This is a genomic window from Catenulispora sp. MAP12-49 (genome assembly GCF_041262705.1).
GTDB lineage: Bacteria > Actinomycetota > Actinomycetes > Streptomycetales > Catenulisporaceae > Catenulispora.
This window is the reverse complement of sequence record NZ_JBGCCP010000002.1, coordinates 529,994-548,521: the sequence shown is the minus strand read 5'-3', so window position 1 is coordinate 548,521 and position 18,528 is coordinate 529,994. Positions and strand designations below refer to the sequence as shown.

The window sequence follows — 18,528 nt, the reverse complement described above, 5'->3', positions numbered from 1 at the left end:
ACGGCTACCGTGCGGCCCGGCTGGTGGGCAGTCGGCCGGCGGCCTCGGCTTCCGCCTCACTGATGGCCTCGATCCGGGCGAGCAGGCCGGCTTCGCGCGCGGCGGCGGGCAACCGGTCGTAGTCCACTTTGCCGTTGGGGGTGAGCGGCAGCTCGGGCAGCTGCACGAGTCGGCTGGGCAGGCAGGGCTCGGGGACTTCCCGGGCCAGAGCAATGCGCAGGGCGTGGGGGTCGAAAGCCGTGTCGGGGCGCGGCACCACGTACCCGACCAAAGTGAGCCGGCCGGCGACCACCTCGCCGCGGACCGCCGCGTCGCGGACGCCGGGCGCGGACCGCAGGACCGCTTCGGTCTCGGCCGGTTCGACCCGGTGGCCGCGGATTTTCAGCTGCCGGTCTGTGCGGCCGAGGTAGTGCAACACGTTCCGGTCGTCGAGCCGGGCCAAGTCACCGGTGCGGTAACGGCGCGCGCCGGGGATGTGCGGATCCGGGACGAAGCGCTGCGCGGTCGCGGCCGGGCGGCGCAGGTAGCCGCGGGCCACACCGGGGCCGCCGATCAGGAGCTCGCCGTCGTCGGCTATCCGGGCCGAGGCGTAGGGCACCGGTGCACCGATCGGGATGGCGCCCCGGTCGTTCGCGGTCACCTCGTGGACGCAGCAGCCGACGGTCGCCTCGGTGGGCCCGTACTCGTTGACGATGGTTGTCATGGGCCGGTCGCGAAGCCACGGCTCGACGTGGTTGCGGTGCAGTGCCTCGCCGCCGACTATCAGGGTTTCCACCGACACTGATACGGACGCTGATACGGACGCCGACACCGGGCCGAGCCGGCCGGCCGCCGCGAGCGCGTTGAGCGCGTCCAGATGCGACGGGGTGATCTTCAGCAGGGACCAGGGCCGGGTGGGGAGCAGCTCGGCCAGCGCCGCCGGACCGTCCTGCGTCAGCAGCCTGACACTCCCGCCGACCAACAGCGGTGCGAACAAGGCGGTGAGCGTCAGGTCGAAGGCCGGGGAGGTCTGCACGACCGCCGGGCCGCGGCAGCGGTACCGCTCGGCGGCCCACTCCAGGTAGCTGAGCGCGCAGCGGTGCGACACCGCCACGCCCTTGGGTTCGCCGGTCGATCCGGACGTGTAGAGCACATAAGCGGTCTGATCCGGGTGGATCGGCGGGCCGCTGTCCGGAACCTCCGCGGGGCCGCGGGCGCTGACCGGGACGATCGGCGGGCCGCCGGGGACCGGGGTCGGGTCATCGGTGAGCAGCAGACACGCGCGGCTGTCGGCGATGATCGCCTGCTGCCTTCGCGGCGGCTGCCCGGGGTCGATCGGGACGTACGCCGAGCCGCTGCGGGCCACCGCCGTCAGCGCTATCAGAAGATTGACATCCCGGTGCACGCGAACCGCCACCGTGCGTTCGCCGCCGGCGCCCGCCGCGCGCAGCGCGCGGGCCAGGGCCACGGCCCGGCGGTGTAGCCCGGCGTATGTGAGGGTATTGATTCCATCTTCGGCCGCGATCGCGTCCGGGGTGCGTCTGACCTGCGCCGCGAGCCGGTCCGGCATCGTCATCGGCGGGTTCGCGGGGTCCTGCGGCCAGACGGACACGCGCTTGCCCTCTCGGTGCGAAGGGGAGGTCGCTGCCTACGGGACGGCACGCTACCACGACATCTCAGCGGCGGCGGGACGGCATTTTTACGGGCCGTCGGAGATGCTTGACACCCCGCGAGCCAGACTCCTTATGATGGCTGTCGCAGAGTTCGATCAAAGTGGCGAGACCGCCCGCAGCGACCTGCGATCTTGATGAAACTCGAGGTCCTGAGGGGGGTCCGGGTGCACGGCTGCCACGAACGGACGGCTACTACGCCGCGTCGCAGTGCCTCGGCCGACACGGCCGATCCGACTCAGGCTTCTTATTCGGTGTCCGGCCGATGTCGGCCCGGTTTCCGCCACGGGAACATCGGCTGAATGGACACGATGGACGGTTTCGGGCCCGCTCCGTCATCCGGGTCCGCGGGACCCTGGACCGCGGCAGCCAGCCGACTGTGGCTGACCAGCGTCATCCACCAGGACTCCGCGCCCTACGTCATCACCGCCGCCTACCGCCTGCGCGGCCCGGTCGACCAGGACCGGCTGGCGGCAGCGGTACGCGCACTGCCGGCCCTGCATCCGGCGCTGGCCATCCGGTACGAACTGGCCGACGGCGAACTGAGCAGCGCGCCCGCACCGCAGGCGCAGGCGTTCCTACAGGTCAACCAGGACGAGCCGGACACCGACCTGGACGCACTGGTCGGCTACTCGATCGCGGACTGGTTCTGGGACCTGGCCGAGCCGCCGCACCTGCGCGCCACCCTGTGGGAGTTCGGACCCGAGGACTCGCTGCTCGTGGTCGGCGTGCACCACATAGCCGCCGACGCCACGGGCTTCGACCGGCTGATGCGGGACCTGCTGGGGCTGTACGACGGGTCGATCGCCGAGAGCCCAGTCGTCGAGAGCTTGGTCGCCGAGAGTCTGGCCGGCGGGAGCGTGGTTGCCGAGCGGCCGGCCGGCGAGAGCGCGATTGCCGGGAGCCCGGTCGCCGAGAGCTTGGCTGCTCCGGTTCCGGCGCGGGTGCTGGAGCGGTCCGCCGAGTACTGGGCCCGCGAGTTCGCCGAGCCGGTCGAGCAGTTGGAGCTGCCTCTGGCGCGCTCCGGGGCCGTGCCGCCGCAGCAGGGGTTGCTGCTGCACGACGAGGTCGAGTTCGACCTTGATCTGGCGGTCGCGGCGGTGGGCGGCGCGCAGGCCACCGGCGGCAGCACGGTCACCGCGCTGTTCGGCGCCTACCTGGCCCTGCTCGCGGGCCAGGAGGAGATATGCATCGCCTATCCGCTGCCGCCGCAGGCCGTCGCCGACTCCGGTGCGACCACGCTGGGCATCGTGCGGCTTCCGGTCGCGTCGGAGGCGGGAGCCGTCGAGCTCGCGCGGCTGTGTCAGCGCAAGGTGCTGTTCGGCATGCGCAATCCCTATGGCGCGCTCGCGGGTTGGACCGCTGCTCGCGCCTCGGGTACCGACACGCTGCCCACGGTCATCGTGCAGTGGCTGCCCGGCGCCGGCGACTTCGTGGCGCCGCCGATGGCCGGCATCGAGGCGGTCAAGGTGCGCACCCCGCTGTGGACCTCGGAGTTCGACCTCGACTTATGGATCACCGGGCGTCCCGGTTCGCTGGGCTGCCGGTTGGGTTTCCGCCCGGACCGGATTCCGCCAGAGGCTGTCGCGGCATTGGTTGACGGCTTCGTGGCGTTCTGCGCGGCTGCGGCCGAGGAGCCGTCGCGGCCGGTGCGGGAACTGCCCATGGCCGGTAAGGAGAGCGCCGCGCCGCAGCCGTGGTCCGCACCCGCCGACGCCCCGGACGTCTTCGCCGCGATACGGCGCGTGGATCCGGCCCGCCCGGCGATCCGAACTCCTGCCGGCACTATTTCTTACGGCGACCTGCTGTCGCTGTCGGCACGGTGGGCACAGGCGTTCGCCGGCCGGGGGATCGGCGCGGGCGTGGCCGTCGCCGTCGACCTTCAGCCGGGGACGGCGCCGGAGATCCCTTACGGGATCTGGGCGGCCGGAGCCGTCTACGTCCCCTTCACCGCCGACCTTCCGGCCGAGCGCGTCCGCTATCTGCTCGACGCGTGCCAGGCCGAGGCTGTCGTCACCGATCGCGCGCCGTGGTACCGGGAGCACTTCCCCGAGCTCGCGCTGTTCACCGCCGAAGCCCCCGCGGCAGACCCGGAACAGGACCCTGATTTCGTGCCGCCGGGGCCGGATCAGCCTGCTTACGTGGTCTTCACGTCCGGCTCGACCGGATCGCCGAAGGCTGTGAAAGCCACGCACGCCAATCTCTGGTTCGCGGTCTGCGCGTTCCAGGACGCCGTCGGGGTCGCCGCCGGCGCACGGATCGCCCAGGTGTCCGCGCCGACCTTCGACCCGGCGCTGCTGGAGATGTTGCTGGCGGTGCGCGTCGGCGGATGCCAGAGCGTCGCCCCGGCCCCGGTCCGGCGCGACCCCAGGGGGCTGGCCCGCTGGCTCGACGCCGAACAGGTCGGCTTCTTCGAGGCCACGCCGACGGTCTGGGAGGCGTTGCTGCCGCACCTGGCACCGCTAGCCAGTCCGCCCACGGTGTGCGCGTCCGGCGGCGAGGTGCTCAGCGACGGACTCGCCGAGCGGATAGCAGAGCTCGGCGGCCCGGTCTGGAACCTTTACGGCCCCTCGGAAACCACGGTCTGGGCCACCGCGCACCGGTGGCCCGGAAGCGGACGGCCGGCGATCGGCCAACCGCTGCCCGGCGTCGGGATCCGGGTGGCCGACCGGCATTTGCGGACCCTGCCGGACGGCTTCGTCGGCGAGCTCGTCATCTCCGGACCCGGCGTGACCCGGGGCTACCCCGGTGCTCCAGAGCTGACCGCGGAGCGGTTCGTGCCCGGACCCGACGGGCTCTGCTATCGGTCCGGCGACCTCGGCCGGCGCGAAGCCAACGCTGACAGCGATGGCAATCGCGATGGTAATGGCGCTGGCGACCTGTACTTCGTCGGCCGAGTCGACCGCCAGGTCAAACTCAACGGCCGGCGCATCGACCCCGGCGAGGCCGAAGCCGTGCTGTCGGCGCATCCGGCGATCCGTCAGGCGGTCGTCGTGGTGCGGCCGGTGCCGGGACGTGACGGCGACGCGCTGTGCGCCTACGCCGTCGCCGCCGACCCGGAAGCCGCGCTGGACCGCGACGAGGTCCTGCTGCACCTGCGCGAGCGCCTGCCGCGGCACGCCGTCCCGGCCGTCCTGGTGGAGCTCGCCGAGCTGCCCCGCACCGCCACCGGCAAGATCGACCCGGCGGCGCTGCCCGAGCCCGCCGCCGCCGACCTGCTCCAACTCATCGCCCGCTACGTGCCCCCGTCGACTCCCACGGAGACGGCGGTGGCGACCGCCTTCGAGCAGATCCTCGGCACCTCGCCGGTGGGCCTGCACGACGACTTCTTCGACCTCGGAGGCACCTCGATCACCGGGCTCCGGCTCAGCCGGCTGCTCGAGGGACTGCTCGGCACCGAGCTGCCGGTGTCGGTGATCTACGAGGGCGTCACCGTGCACGCCATCGCTGCCCAGCTCGACGACTTGAAGCCAGGATCGGACTCGTGGCCTCCAGAACCCCAGGAGCTTGGAACATGACGACCAGCCAGCACAGTTCCGTCTTCCAGGCCTCGCCACTGCAGCGCGGTCTGTACACCCAGGAGGCGGTGGGGAGCCGGCGTCCCGGGGCGCCGACCGGATCGTTCGTCCAGCTCGTCGTCGAGGCCGGGACCGCCGACGCGGCGGCGGTGGGCGCGGCAGCCGGACGCCTGGCCGCCCGCCACGAGATCCTGCGCAGCACCCTGACGGCCACGCCCGGCGGCGAGGTCGGCCAGGCGGTGTCAGAGGCGGACGCTGACACCGCATCGCAGGCGGTGCGCACCGCCTCGGCCGGCAGCGCTGAGGAACTGGCCGCTCTGCTCCGCGCCGAGCGGGACGCGCTGGATGTCGCCGCCGGCCCCGGCTTCCGAGTGCTGCTGGCCACCGGCCCGGACGCGGGCACGCAGCTGGTCCTGACGGCGCACGGCGCGATCGCAGACCAGGCCTCGCTGCGGCTGCTGGCGCACGAGCTGCTGACCGGGTCGAACGCTGACACTGAAACTGGCACTGAGGCTGACACTGAGGAAGTCTTCCAGTACGCCGACTTCGCGGCCTGGCACCACGACCTGCTCGCCGATGCCGACGGTGCCGAGGAGCGCGCCGCCTGGGCCGGCCGGCTCGAGGAACTGCGGAACGTGGCGGCCGAGCACGCCACCGCCACCGCCACGAATACGTCGGCGCCCGGATCCGCAGACTCTGACACCTCCGCGCCGGCGACCGCGCACCTCGACGAGAACCTGGTGCGCGCGCTCGACGCATTCGCCCAGTCGCGCTCGCTGGAGCCCGGCCACGTCCTGGCCGGCGCCTTCGCGACCGCGTGCTGGCGCTTCGAGGGCGAGCGCGACCTGCTGGCCGGCGTCGTCGTCCCGGCGCGTCCGGAGGCCGTGCGCGAGGCGATCGGCGCCTACGAGCGCGTCGTCCCGCTGCTGTGCGCCCCCTCCGCGCAGGACGGCGCCGAGGAGTTCATCGGCCGTTTCGCCACGGACGCGCAGACCTGGGGCGACCGTGTCGACTACCTGGACCCGGCCCGGCTTCAGGACATTGAGTCCGGCCTGATCACGGTCCGGTACTCCGCCGAGCCCGAGCTGCCCTCCGGCGCCAAGGTCCTCGCCGAGCGCTCCGGCGTCGCCGGCGCCGCTCAGCTCACCGCGATCCGCACCGGCGACGCCGTCGACCTCGAACTGGACACGCCGGGCTCGGTCCTGGCGCGGCCGCAGGAACTCCTGGCGTCCTTCCGGATCCTGCTGGCCGACCTGCTCGAGCGTCCGGCCGCCGCGCTGGGCGAGCTCGCGACGACCACCGAGGCGGACCGGGGCCGGGTCCTGCGGCGCGGCGCCGGACCGGACGCCGAGGTCACGCCGGTCCTCGAAGCCTTCGCCGCCTCGTGCTCCGCCACGCCGGACGCGGTGGCCGTGGCCGACTCGCTGGCCGGAGCGCAGCTGAGCTACAGCGACCTCGACAGCCGCTCGGCCGCGCTCGCCGGCTACCTGGCCGGACACGGCGTGGGCCGCGGCGCGAAGGTCGTGGTCAGCCTGGAGCGCACCGCCGACCTGCTGGTCGCGATTGTCGGCGTGCTCAAGACCGGCGCGGCGTTCGTCCTGGTCGACCCGGCGCACCCGCGCGAGCGGCTGGCCTACGTGCTCGAAGACACCCAGGCCGCCGTGCTGCTGTGCACCGCCGCGCGCGCCTCCGGCCTCACCGAATCCGCGTCCACGCGCATCGTCGTGCTCGAAGAGGAGTGGGCCGCGATCGCCGCCGGCGGCCACCAGGCCCCGGCCGTCACCGTGGACCCCGAGGACCCGGCCTACGTCCTGTACACCTCCGGCAGCACCGGGCAGCCCTCCGGGGTCGTCGTGCCGCACCGCGGCTTGGCGAACTACCTCGCCTGGAGCGCCGAGGCCTACCGGATGGGGGAGGGGACCGGCGTCCTGGCGCACTCCTCGATCAGCTTCGACTTCACGCTGACCACGCTGCTCAGCCCGCTGGTCGCGGGCCAGAAGGTGATCCTGGTCCGGGAGTCGGCCGGCGCGGTGAGCGCCGTGGCCGAGGCGCTGCGCTCGCACCGCGACCTGAGCGTCGTCAAGCTCACCCCGACCCACCTGGAAGTGCTCGGGCAGCTGCTGACCGCCGAGGAGCTGGCCGGGGCGACCCGCACGCTGGTCGTCGGCGGCGAGGCGCTGACCGGACGGGTCGCGGCGCTGTTCGCCTCGCCGGGCACTGTCATCGTCAACGAATACGGCCCGACCGAGACCGTGGTCGGCAGCACCGTCCACCGGCTGCCGGCCGGCGCGCTGGGCCAGGGCCCGGTGCCGATCGGCACGCCCATCGCGAACACCGTCGTCGGGCTGCTGGACCCGCGCGGCGCGCTGGTCGCCGACGGCGCGGTCGGCGAGCTCTGCATCGCCGGCGCCGGCGTGGCGCTGGGCTACCTGGGCCGCCCCGAGCGCACCGCCGAGCGCTTCGTGGCCGGCCTCGGCTCGGGCGTCACCACCTACCGCACCGGCGACCTGGCCCGCTGGCGCGCCGACGGCGAGCTGGAGTACCTGGGCCGGATCGACGACCAGATCAAGGTCCACGGCGTGCGCGCCGAGCCCGCCGAGATCGAGGCCGTGCTGCTGGCCGATCCGGGCGTGGCGCGGGCCGCGGTGATCGTGCGCCGGGACGAGGACCCGGGCTCGTCCTCGCCGCTGTCGGCCGTCCCGACGCTCGTCGGGTATGTGGTCCCGGCGCGCGGCGCGCGGGTCCCGACCCCGGCGGCGCTGGCGCAGCTGTGCCGGGACCGGCTGCCCGAGCAGCTCGTGCCGAAGGCCTTCGTGGTGCTGGACGCGCTGCCGATGACGGTCAACGGCAAGCTGAACCGCGCGGCGCTGCCCAAGCCGGACCTGGGCAGCCGGACCGACGACTACGTCGCCCCGCGCACCGACCTGGAAGAGGTGCTCAGCGGCGCGGTCGCGACCGTGCTGGGCCTGGACGCGGTCGGCATCGACGACAACTACTTCGTGCTCGGCGGCGACTCCATCCGCAGCGTCATGGTCGCCAGCCGGGCGCAGGCCCGCGGCGTCGGGGTCACCGTCGCCGACGTGCACGCCCACCCGACCGTGCGCCGGCTGGCCGAGCACCTGACCACCCGCGACGACGAGGACGGGGTCCCGGACACCGAGCCGTTCTCGCTGATCTCGGCCGAGGACCGCGCGCGGGTGCCGGAGAACGTCGAGGACGCCTTCCAGCTGAACCTCCTGCAGGAGGGGATGATCTTCCACCGGGACTTCGCGGCCAAGTCGGCGGTCTACCACGCGCTGGCCTCGCTGCGGCTGAAGGCCCCGTGGGACCACGCGGTGATGCGCATGGCGATCCACCAGCTCGTCGAGCGGCACCCGATGCTGCGCACCTCCTTCGACATGACCACCTTCAGCCACCCGATGCAGCTGGTGCACACCGAGTTCGAGACGCCGCTGATCGTGGAGGACCTGCGTGACCTGCCCGAGGCCGAGCGCGAGGCGCGGGTCGTGGGCTGGGTCGCCGAGGAGAAGGCCCGCGGCTTCGAGCTGTGGGAGTTCCCGCTGATCCGGTTCATGGTGCAGCGGCTGTCGAACGAGGAGTGGCAGTTCACCTACGGCTTCCACCACGAGATCGTCGACGGCTGGAGCGAGGCGCTGATGATCGCCGAGCTGTTCAGCCAGTACTTCTCCGTGGTCTACGACGAGCCGATCTCGATCAAGGCCCCGACCTCGACCATGCGCGACGCCGTCGCGCTGGAGATCGAGGCGCTGAAGGACCCGGCCAACGTCGAGTTCTGGGACCGGTACCTGGCCGACGCCACCATGATGCGCCTGCCCCGGTTCGGCCGCGGCGCGGTCGCCGACAAGGGCGCCCGCGAGATCGTCCGCATCGAGGTGCCGGTCTCGGTGGAGCTGTCCGAGCAGCTCAAGAAGATCGCCGTGGCCAACGCCGTGCCCCTGAAGAACGTCCTGATGGCCGGGCACATGGTCGTGATGTCCACCTACGGCGGCAACGCCGACACCCTGACCTACACCGTCGGCAACGGCCGGCCGGAGTCCGCCGACGGCAGCACCTCCATCGGCCTGTTCGTCAACAGCCTGGCCCTGCGGGTCCCGACCCCCGGCGGCACCTGGCCCGAGCTGATCGCCGGCTGCCTGGAGTCCGAGCGCGCCTCGATGCCCTACCGCCGGCTGCCGATGGCCGAGCTCAAGCGGCACCAGGGCAGCGAGCCGCTGGCCGAGACGCTGTTCTTCTTCACGAACTACCACGTGTTCGGCGTGCTCGACCAGTGGGTCAACCGCGGTGTCAGCCACGTGGCGACCGACCTGTACGGGGAGTCCACGTTCCCGTTCTGCGCCATCAACCGGCTCAACCGCGAGACCGGCGACCTGGAGATCCGGCTGGAGTACGACGCCCTGCAGTTCTCCGAGGAGCTGATGGACGGCGTCCGGCAGTGCTACGCCGAGGTGTTCGCGGCGCTGGCGGCCGACCCCGAGGGCCGGTACGACGCCCGGTCCTACGCACCGGAGGCGGACCAGAACGCGGTGCGCGCTCTGGCCGCCGAACCGGCCGCGCAGGCTACAGAGACTTCACAAACCGAGAGCGTGTGCCTGCACCAGCTGTTCGAGCAGCGCGCCCGGACCGCCGGCGACGCGGTGGCCGTCGAGTACGGCCCGGCGGCTCTGACCTACCGCCAGCTCAACCGGCGGGCCGACCAGCTGGCCGCGCTGCTGCTGGCCGACAAGATCGGCCCGATGATGCGCTCGCGCGAGGTCGGCCCGGAGACCGTGGTCGCGATCCTCGCCGAGCGCTCGATCGAGCAGATCGTCGCAGTGCTCGGAGTGCTCAAGGCCGGCGCCGCCTACCTGCCGCTGGACCCGTCGCTGCCGGCCGAGCGGCTGGCCGCGATCCTGGCCGACGCGCACTGCGACGTCGTCATCGCCCAGAAGCACCTGGCCTCCACGATCACCCGCGGCGCCTCGGTGATCGCCCTGGACCCGAAGCTGTCCGTGCTGGACGGCGCCCCGGTGCCGGCGGCGCGGCCGACGGTCACCCCGGCCAACACCGCCTACGTCATCTACACCTCCGGCTCGACCGGGGAGCCCAAGGGCGTGGCCGTCGAGCACCGCAACGCGGTGGCCTCCACCCTTGCCCGGCACACCGGCTACGAGCAGGCCGCCGAACGGTACCTGCTGCTGTCCTCCTACGCCTTCGACAGCTCGATCGCCGGCATCTTCTGGACCCTGACCTGCGGCGGCACCCTCGTGCTCCCCGCCGAGGGGCTCCAGCGCGAGCCGGCCGCGCTCGTGCGGCTGGCCGCCGAGCGCCGGCCGACCCACACCCTGGGCATCCCCTCGCTGCTGAAGATGGTGCTCGACGCCGGCGGCGACCGGGAGCTGGACAGCCTGCGCCTGGTCATCTCCGCCGGCGAGGCGTGCCCCGCGGACCTCGCCGAGGCCTTCGCCGCCCGGATCCCGGGCGCGGCGTTCGCCAACGAGTACGGTCCGACCGAGGCCACCGTCTGGGCCACCAGGTGGGTCAGCCGGCCCGGCACTCCGCTGGGCGTGTCGGAGCTGCTGCAGGTGCCGATCGGCCGCCCGGTCGCCGGCGCCGAGGTGCTGCCCCTGGACCACCACGGCCACCTGGTGCCGGTCGGGGTCAGCGGCGAGCTGCACATCGGCGGCGCCGGGGTGGCCCGCGGCTACCTCGGGCGGCCCTCGGCCACGGCCGCGGTGTTCCGGCCCGACCCCTACGGCCCGCCCGGCGCGCGCTGCTACGCCACCGGCGACGTCGGCCGGCTGCTGCCGGAGGGCGAGCTGGAGTTCCAGGGCCGCCGCGACCACCAGGTGAAGATCCAGGGCTTCCGGATCGAGCTCGGCGCGATCGAGGCGCTGTTGGACGCGTACCCGGCGATCGAGCGCTCGATCGTGGTCGCCCGCGGCTCGGGCTCGGGCCAGACGCTGGTCGGCTACGTCGTGCCGGCCCTGGACCAGAACGTGGAGCCCAACGAGGTCCGCACCTACGTCCGCGACCACCTGCCCAAGTACATGGTCCCCGGCATGGTCGTGGTCATGGACGCGGTGCCGCTGACCGCCACCGGCAAGGTGGACCGCTCCGCGCTGCCGAAGGTGGACCGCGAGCAGCTGGCCGGCGGCACCGAGTACGTCGCGCCGCGCGACGAGATCGAGGAGGCCGTCGCGGTCATCTGGAGCAAGGTCCTGGGCGTGGAGCGGGTCGGGGTGCACGAGCAGTTCTTCGACCTCGGCGGGGAGTCGCTGCGCGCGATGGAGGCCATCGCCCAGACCAACAAGGTCTTCGGCACCTCGCTGTCGGTGCGCCAGCTGTTCGAGGCCGCCACGGTCGGCGAGCTGGCCGCCGAGGTCGGCAAGGCGCTGCTGGCCGACGGCATGCGGACGGCCCGCGAGCAATGAGCGGCCGGCTCGGCGGGACTCCGACACCGACACCGCCGCAGGACGATCAGCGGTCGCGGACGACCCCGCGGCCGCTGACCCCGGGGCAGCGCGGCCTGTGGTTCCTGCACCAGCTGGACCCGCGGGACGTCGCCTACAACACCTGCACCGCGATCGAGCTGCGCGGTCGGCTCAGCGTGGCCGCGCTGCGCGCCGCGGTGGCCGGCATCGGCCTGCGGCACGACAGCCTGCGCGCGGTGGTGCGGGACGGGGACGTCGAGCCGGAACTGGTGTGTGCCGCCGAGCCGCCCGCGATGCCTCTGGTGGATCTGACCGCGCTGCCGAAAGCGGCGCGGGAAGCAGAGCTCGAACGGCGGCTGCCCGGCCTGGCCGCGGTCCCGTTCGACCTGCGCCAAGGCCCGCCGGCGCGCTGGACGCTGTTCCGGCTGGGCCCGCAGCGGCATGTGCTGGTCTTGGACGTGCACCACTTCGTGTTCGACCGCGATTCGCTCGGTGTGGTCTGCCGGGAACTGCAGGCGGATTACACCGCTGCGGCAAGGGGTGTGCCGTCTCCGGCCGCAGCGGACGAGGCTTGGCCCGGCGACATCGCCGTCACCGCTCAGGCGTGGACGCCCGCGGCCGGGACCAGTACCGGCGCTCATGCCAGTGCCAGTGCCGGTGACAGCGCCGGTGCCGATACCGATGACGCGGGCCTGCGGTACTGGCAGGACGCGCTGGCCGACGCCCCGCGCCAGACGCGGCTGTTCGACGGCCCGCCGAGGACCGCGGGCCGGGAGCCGGCGCCGATCAGCAGAACCGTCGCGATCGCGCCGGCCGCGCTGGGCCCGCTGGCCATGCTGTGCCGCCAGGAAGCCGCGACGACGTTCAGCGCCGTTCTGGCCGTCCTGGGCTGCCTGATCGCCCGGCACACCGGGCAGACCGACGCGGTCATCGGCGCCCCGGTGACGCTGCGCCGCGGCGCCGAGGACGCCGGGGTGGTCGGCCTGATGGTCAATACTCTGCCGCTGCGCGTCCGGGCGGAGCCGACCGACTCCTTCCGCACGGTACTGCGCCGGACCCGCGGGACGGTGCTGGACGCGCTCGACCACCGGGGCGTCGCCTTTCACCGCATCGTGGAGTCCCTGGGCGGGCCGCGCTCGGGATCGCCGGCGGACACCCCGCTGTTCCAGATCCTGCTGGCGCATCAGGAGCCTGCCGTGCTGCCGGAGCTGGACGGGCTGCGCGCCGTCGTCCGCCCGATCCCGGCCGCAGCCGCCAAATTCGGACTCAGCGTCACCTCGACGATCACCCCGGACGGGATCGAGCTCGTCCTGGAAAGCGATGCCCGGGTCTGCTCCCCGGGGGAGCTGGACGACGTGGCCCGGCACCTGGCCGCCCTCATTCCCGCAGTCGCCAAGAATCCGGACCGTGCTCTCACCGACCTGCCGGTGCTTTCCACGACCGAGCAGGCCGAGCTGGCGCGGCTGGCCCGCGGCGTGGACGTCGAGCAACCGATCGAGGTGCTGCACGAGCTGGTCCTGGCCGCCGCGCGCCGCAGCCCGGACGCCATCGCCGCCGCGGTGCGCACCACTGAGGGTCCTGAGGGTCCTGACAGTCCTGACGGTCCCGCTGGCCCCGGCGGCGGCCGGACGCACCTCACCTATGCCGGGCTTCGCCGCGCGGCCTCCCGGCTCGCGGCCGCGCTGCGGACCGCCGGGGCGGTCCCGGACCAGCCGGTCGCCATCCTGCTCGAGCGCGGCATCGGGCTTCCGGTGGCCTACCTCGGGGTGCTGGCGGCCGGAAGCGCCATGTTCCCGCTGGAGCCCGGCGACCCGGACCGGCGTCTGGCCCGGCTGGTCGCCGACAGCGGAGCGGTCGTGGCCGTCACGCATCGGGACCTGGCGGCGCGCGCCGAGGAGCTGGGGCTGCGGCCGGTCGTCATCGAGGACTTCCTCACTCCGGCGCCGGGCGTGCCGCTGCCGTCCGGGGCGGTCCACGCCGAGCAGGCCGCCTATCTGCTGTACACCTCCGGATCCACCGGCGAGCCCAAGGGCGTGACGGTGCCGCACGGCGCCATCGTCAACCGGATGCAGTGGTTGCAAAGGACGATCCCGCTGCGGCCCAACGAAAGCGCGCTGGCCAAGGCCCCGCTGTCGTTCGACGTCTCGATGGGGGAGGTCTTCGCGCCGCTGATCGCCGAGGCGACGCTGGTCCTGGCCGAGCCGGGCGGCGAGCGCGATCCGCAGTATCTGGTCTCGCTGATGGAGCGGGAGCGCATCGCGTTCTGCCACTTCGTGCCCTCGATGTTCGCCATGCTGCTGCCGGAGGTGCAGGCCGCCGGGACGCGGCTGCCGGCGTTGCGGACGGTCGTGTGCAGCGGCGAGGTGCTGTCCACCGAGCTGAGTCATCGGGCCCTCGGTCTGGTGGACGCTGACGTCTACAACTTGTACGGCCCGACCGAGGCCGCGGTGGACGTCACGTACTGGCGATGCGAGCCGCCGAGCGGTCGGCCGGTCGTGTTGGGGCGGCCGATCTCGAACGTGGAATGCCCGGTGCTCGACGAGGCGCTGTCCCCGGTTCCGCGCGGGGCGTTGGGCGAGGTCCATCTGTCCGGCCGGTGCCTGGCGCGCGGCTATCTGAACCGGCCGGCGGCCACGGCTCGGGCGTTCCGGCCCGCTCCCGGAATCGGTGGCGGCCGGCTTTACCGCACCGGTGACTTCGGCCGCTGGAACGCCGAGGGACACCTCGAGCTCGTGGGCCGGCGCGACCACCAGGTGAAGATCGCCGGACGCCGGGTCGAGCCCGGCGAGGTGGCCGAGGCGATGCGCCGGCTGCCCGGCGTGCTGGACGCCGCTGTGGTGTCCCGGGAGGACGGCTTGGCAGGGTTCGTGGTTCTGGATCCGCAGGGCGGCGCGCGTCCTGGGGCCGAAGAGCTGGCCGAGGCCCTGCATCGCGAACTCCCCGCCGCGCTGGTCCCGCTGCGGCTGGCGATCCTGGAGCGGCTGCCGCGCAAGGGCGCGAAGACGGACTTGGCGGCGCTGCGCGACCTGGCCGCGCCGGTGGTCGGTGCGGGCCGGGGGATCGGCCCGCGTACCGATCTGGAGCGGAAGGTCGCCGAGGTGTGGTCGCGGGTGCTGGAGCTGGACGAGGTCGGGGTGACCGACCGGTTCTTCGAAGCCGGCGGCACCTCCCTGACCCTGCTGCGCCTGCACCGCGAGCTGGTCGGCTCGGTGGCGCCGGCCTTGAGCGTCCGCGACTTGTTCAGTCACCCCACAGTGGCCGCGCTCGCCCGGTTCATCTCCGACGAGGGCTCGGACGGATCCGTCGGCGGCGCCGATGACGATGCGGCCGCGGCGATGGCCCGGGCCGGGCGGCGCCGGGCTGTCGGCGTCCGACGGCGACGGAGCTCCAGCGATGACTGACCAGACTCAGGCTCCTGACGAGGGCGAAGGCCCCGAGCCGATCGCCATCGTCTCCATGGCCGCACGCTTCCCCGGTGCCCTTGATGCCGACCGGTTCTGGGCCAACACCCGGGACGGCGTCGAGTCCATCACCCACACCCGCCCCGGCGACCTGCTGCTGGCCGACCACGACCCGGAGCACGTGCTGCACCCCGGCTTCGTCGGCGCCGAAGGGCTCTTCCCGGAGGATCCGGCGCTGTTCGACGCGGGGTTCTTCGGATACTCCCCGCGCGAGGCCGCGGTCATGGACCCGCAGCACCGCGTCTGCCTGGAACTGGCGTGGGAGGCCTTCGACCGGATCGGTCTGGACCCGAGCCGGCAGGCCGGGGCGACCGGCGTCTTCCTGTCTGCGGGACTGAGCACGTACCTGGTCCGGAACCTGATGTCCGGCGACCGGGCCCGCCAGCGGCGCATCCAGCAGCGCGACGGCATGCACCTGTTGCTGCACAACGACAAGGACTTCGCGGCGACCACGGTGTCGTTCAAGCTCGGGCTCACCGGTCCGAGCATGGCCGTCGGCTCGGCGTGCTCCTCCTCGCTGGTCGCGGTCCACCTGGCCTGCCGCAGCCTGCAGGACTACGAGTGCGACCAGGCGCTGGCCGGGGGCGTCTACCTCCAGATCCCCTCCGGGAACGGCTACATCCACACCGACGACGGCGTCTACTCCCCGGACGGCCGCTGCGCCCCCTTCGACGCCTCGGCGTCCGGCACCGTCGGCGGCAGCGGGGCCGGCCTGGTGCTGCTCAAGCGCCTGTCGGACGCGCAGGCGGCCGGCGACCGGATCCACGCCCTGATCATCGGCTCGGCGGTGAACAACGACGGCTCGGACAAGGTCGGCTACACCGCACCGAGCGCCGCCGGCCAGAAGGCCGCGATCATCGAGGCGCACGCCGTCGCCGGCATCACCGCGGACACGATCGGCTACGTCGAGGCGCACGGCACCGCGACCCGCCTCGGCGACCCGATCGAGGCCGACGCCCTCACCGGGGCCTTCCGGGCGACCACCGAGCGCACCGGCTTCTGCGCCCTGGGCTCGGCGAAGGCCAACATCGGGCACCTGGACGCCGCCGCCGGCATCGCCGGCCTCATCAAGGCCGCCTCGGTGGTGCGCGACGGGGTGATACCGCCGACGCTGCACTTCCGGGAGCCGAATCCGGACATCGATCTCGACCGCAGTCCTTTCTACGTGCCCGTGCATACTGCCGACTGGCGGCCGGAGCACGGTCCGCGCCGGGCCGGTGTGAGTTCTTTCGGGATCGGCGGGACCAACGCACACCTGGTTTTGGAGCAGCCGCCGGAGCCGGGATCGAGTGCGGTCGTTGGCAAGCAGCCGCCGGAGTCGTTGTCGGATGCGGCTGCTGCCGAGCAGGTGCTGGTGCTGTCGGCGGCGAGCCCCGAAGCACTCGCCTCCTCCTCCCGCGAGGTGGCCGCCCGGCCGCGCGCCGAGCCCGCCCCAGACCTTGCGGACGTCGCCGCCACGCTGGCCGGCCGCCGCGTTCTGCCCTACCGGCGTGCCGTGTCCGTGGCCGACATCGCCGGCGCCGCCGCACTGCTCGAACGCCGGCCGGCCGATCTGCCTCCGGTACGCGCGGACCGCAATGCGGTATTCGTCTTCTCCGGTCAGGGCGATCTCGACCTGGACCGGGTGGCCCGGCTCGCGCAGGCCGACCCCGCCTTCGGCCGGGTCCTGGACGAGTGCGCCGGGCATCTGGCCGCCGTCGGGTTCGATCTGCGATCGCGCACGGCCTCCGGCGTGCCCGCGCAGCCGGTCCTGGTCGCGGTCCAGTACGCGCTCGCCAAGGCCCTGATGGCCTCCGGCGTCGCTCCGGCCGCCGTCGTCGGCCACAGCCTCGGCGAGTACACCGCCGCCGTGGTGGCCGGGGTCCTCGAACTGCCCGACGCGCTGGCTTTGACGGCGGCGCGCGAGGAGCTGTGCGCCGACCTGCCCCCGGGTCGCATGGTGGCGGTGTCCGCGTCGGCGGCGGATCTTGCCGACCGCCTGCCGCCGGGTGTGGAGCTCGCTGCGGTGAACGCGCCGGATCGCTGCGTGGTGTCCGGTCCCGCAGAGCTCGTGGACGCCTTCGCCGCCGAACTCGCCGAGCAGGGCATTGCCCGGCGGATGTTGCCGGTGCGCGCGGCCTTCCACACCGCCGCTGTCGAACCGATTCGGGAGCGCTTCGCGAAGGTGCTGGCCGGGGTCGGCTTCGGCCGGCCGGCGATCCGTTTCGCCTCGGCGACGACCGGGCAGTGGGTCGGCTCCGCGCAGGTGGTCGATCCCGGTTACTGGCTGGAGCACATGCGCCGCACGGTGCGGTTCGGCGAGGCGCTGGGCCACTGCCTGGAGCTCGGACCGTCGGTGGTCGTCGAGATCGGTCCGGATCAGGGCACTGAGCAACTGGCCCGGCGGGTCGCCGACGCCCTGCCCGACGGCCCGGCCGGGCCGTACCACACCGTGCGTTGCCTGCCGCGCCAAGCAGCTACAGATACAGATACAGCTACAGATGCAGACGCGGCCGGACGCGGCTGGCCGGCGCCGGTGCTGGCGCGGTTGTGGGAGCTGGGCTGCGCGGTGGACTGGACAGCAATCCGGGAAGCCGCCGGACACCCCGAGCCCCGGCGGGTCGCGCTGCCCAGCGGGCGGCTGGACCGGCGCCGGCACTGGATCGGCCCCCCGCCGCTCCCGGCGGACTTCTCACCGTTGGCCGAGCTCACCGCAGAGCTGCGCGAGACAGCAGCGGCCGCACCCGCCGGGCCCGGCATCGACGACCATCCCGGCTTGCGCGCCGGACTGGACAAGCTGTGCGCGGCGGTGTCGCTGCGCTACTTCGTCCGCGGTGGGATCGGCTTGAGCCTCGGTGCCGAGCACCAGATCGCGGACGTCGTACGGGCCTTGCAGGTCCGGCCGGCATACGTCCGGATGATCGACACCCTGATCGACGCGCTGGCCGCCGACGGTCTTGTGCGCCGGACCGGTGAGGTCTTCACCGTGGTGCGTGAGCCGCTGCCGGAGGAACTCGCCGACAGTGCCGTCCCGCAGCTCGCGGCGCGGCTGACGCGCGACTTCCCCGGCTTCGCAGGGCTCGTCGAACTCGTGGTGCACTGCGCCGAGGCCTACCCCGAGGCGCTGTCCCGGCCGGGGGCGGCGCTCGGCGTGCTGTACCCCGACGGCAGCTCCGACTTGCTGGTCCGCACGCTCGGCGAGCAGACCGTGAACCACCGCTCGATCGACGCGCTCACGGCGCTCGCCGGAACGCTGCTGGACCGGCTGGCCACGGAGCTCGATCGGCCGGTGCGCGTGCTGGAGGTCGGCGCCGGCGAGGGCAACCTGACCCGGGTGCTGGCCGGAAGGCCGGACGCGGACCGGCTCGTCTACCACGCCACCGACATCTCCTCGGCGTTCGCGACCAGGCTGGCCGCGCAGGCGCGGCAACGGGGCATGGACTGGGTGCGCACGAGCGTCCTGGACATCCGGCGCGACCCCGCCGAGCAG

5 protein-coding genes (1 of these 5 running past the window's edge) are annotated in these 18,528 nt (G+C 73.3%); 4 read left to right on the top strand and 1 reads right to left on the bottom strand.

The annotated features are described in order from the left end of the window. Positions 1–4: 4 nt before the first annotated feature. The gene (locus ABIA35_RS06410; RefSeq protein ID WP_370357253.1) at positions 5–1,591 is read right to left on the bottom strand and encodes an amino acid adenylation domain-containing protein; all 1,587 of its coding nucleotides are present in this window, start codon (positions 1,589–1,591) and stop codon (positions 5–7) included. A 360-nt stretch (positions 1,592–1,951) separates the two neighbouring features. On the opposite strand from ABIA35_RS06410, the gene ABIA35_RS06405 reads away from it, so the two are divergent. The 4 genes in view from ABIA35_RS06405 to ABIA35_RS06390 are tightly spaced (each overlapping or abutting the next) and all read left to right on the top strand, a layout consistent with a single transcriptional unit that may run on beyond the window. Further along, positions 1,952–5,167: an AMP-binding protein gene (locus tag ABIA35_RS06405; RefSeq protein ID WP_370357252.1), complete on the top strand. Its 3,216-nt coding sequence runs from the start codon at positions 1,952–1,954 to the stop codon at positions 5,165–5,167. Next, the gene (locus ABIA35_RS06400) at positions 5,164–11,598 is read left to right on the top strand and encodes an amino acid adenylation domain-containing protein (RefSeq protein WP_370357251.1); all 6,435 of its coding nucleotides are present in this window, start codon (positions 5,164–5,166) and stop codon (positions 11,596–11,598) included. The genes ABIA35_RS06405 and ABIA35_RS06400 overlap by 4 nt, the downstream gene beginning before the upstream one ends. Next, positions 11,595–14,999 (top strand): amino acid adenylation domain-containing protein, encoded by a 3,405-nt coding sequence (locus tag ABIA35_RS06395; protein ID WP_370357250.1) that lies wholly within the window; start codon positions 11,595–11,597, stop codon positions 14,997–14,999. The genes ABIA35_RS06400 and ABIA35_RS06395 overlap by 4 nt, the downstream gene beginning before the upstream one ends. After that, positions 14,992–18,528 carry the 5' portion of a beta-ketoacyl synthase N-terminal-like domain-containing protein gene (locus ABIA35_RS06390; protein ID WP_370357249.1) on the top strand. It continues 2,310 nt past the right edge of the window, so the window shows 3,537 of its 5,847 coding nt (coding positions 1–3,537); it begins with the start codon at positions 14,992–14,994; its stop codon lies off the right edge, out of view. Before ABIA35_RS06395 ends, ABIA35_RS06390 begins: the two co-directional genes overlap by 8 nt.

Excerpts from the sequence above, each read along its gene's own strand:
- ABIA35_RS06405 (WP_370357252.1), top strand. The coding sequence starts at position 1,952 with ATGGACACGATGGACGGTTTCGGGCCCGCTCCGTCATCCGGGTCCGCG.
- ABIA35_RS06400 (WP_370357251.1), top strand. The coding sequence starts at position 5,164 with ATGACGACCAGCCAGCACAGTTCCGTCTTCCAGGCCTCGCCACTGCAG.
- ABIA35_RS06395 (WP_370357250.1), top strand. The coding sequence starts at position 11,595 with ATGAGCGGCCGGCTCGGCGGGACTCCGACACCGACACCGCCGCAGGAC.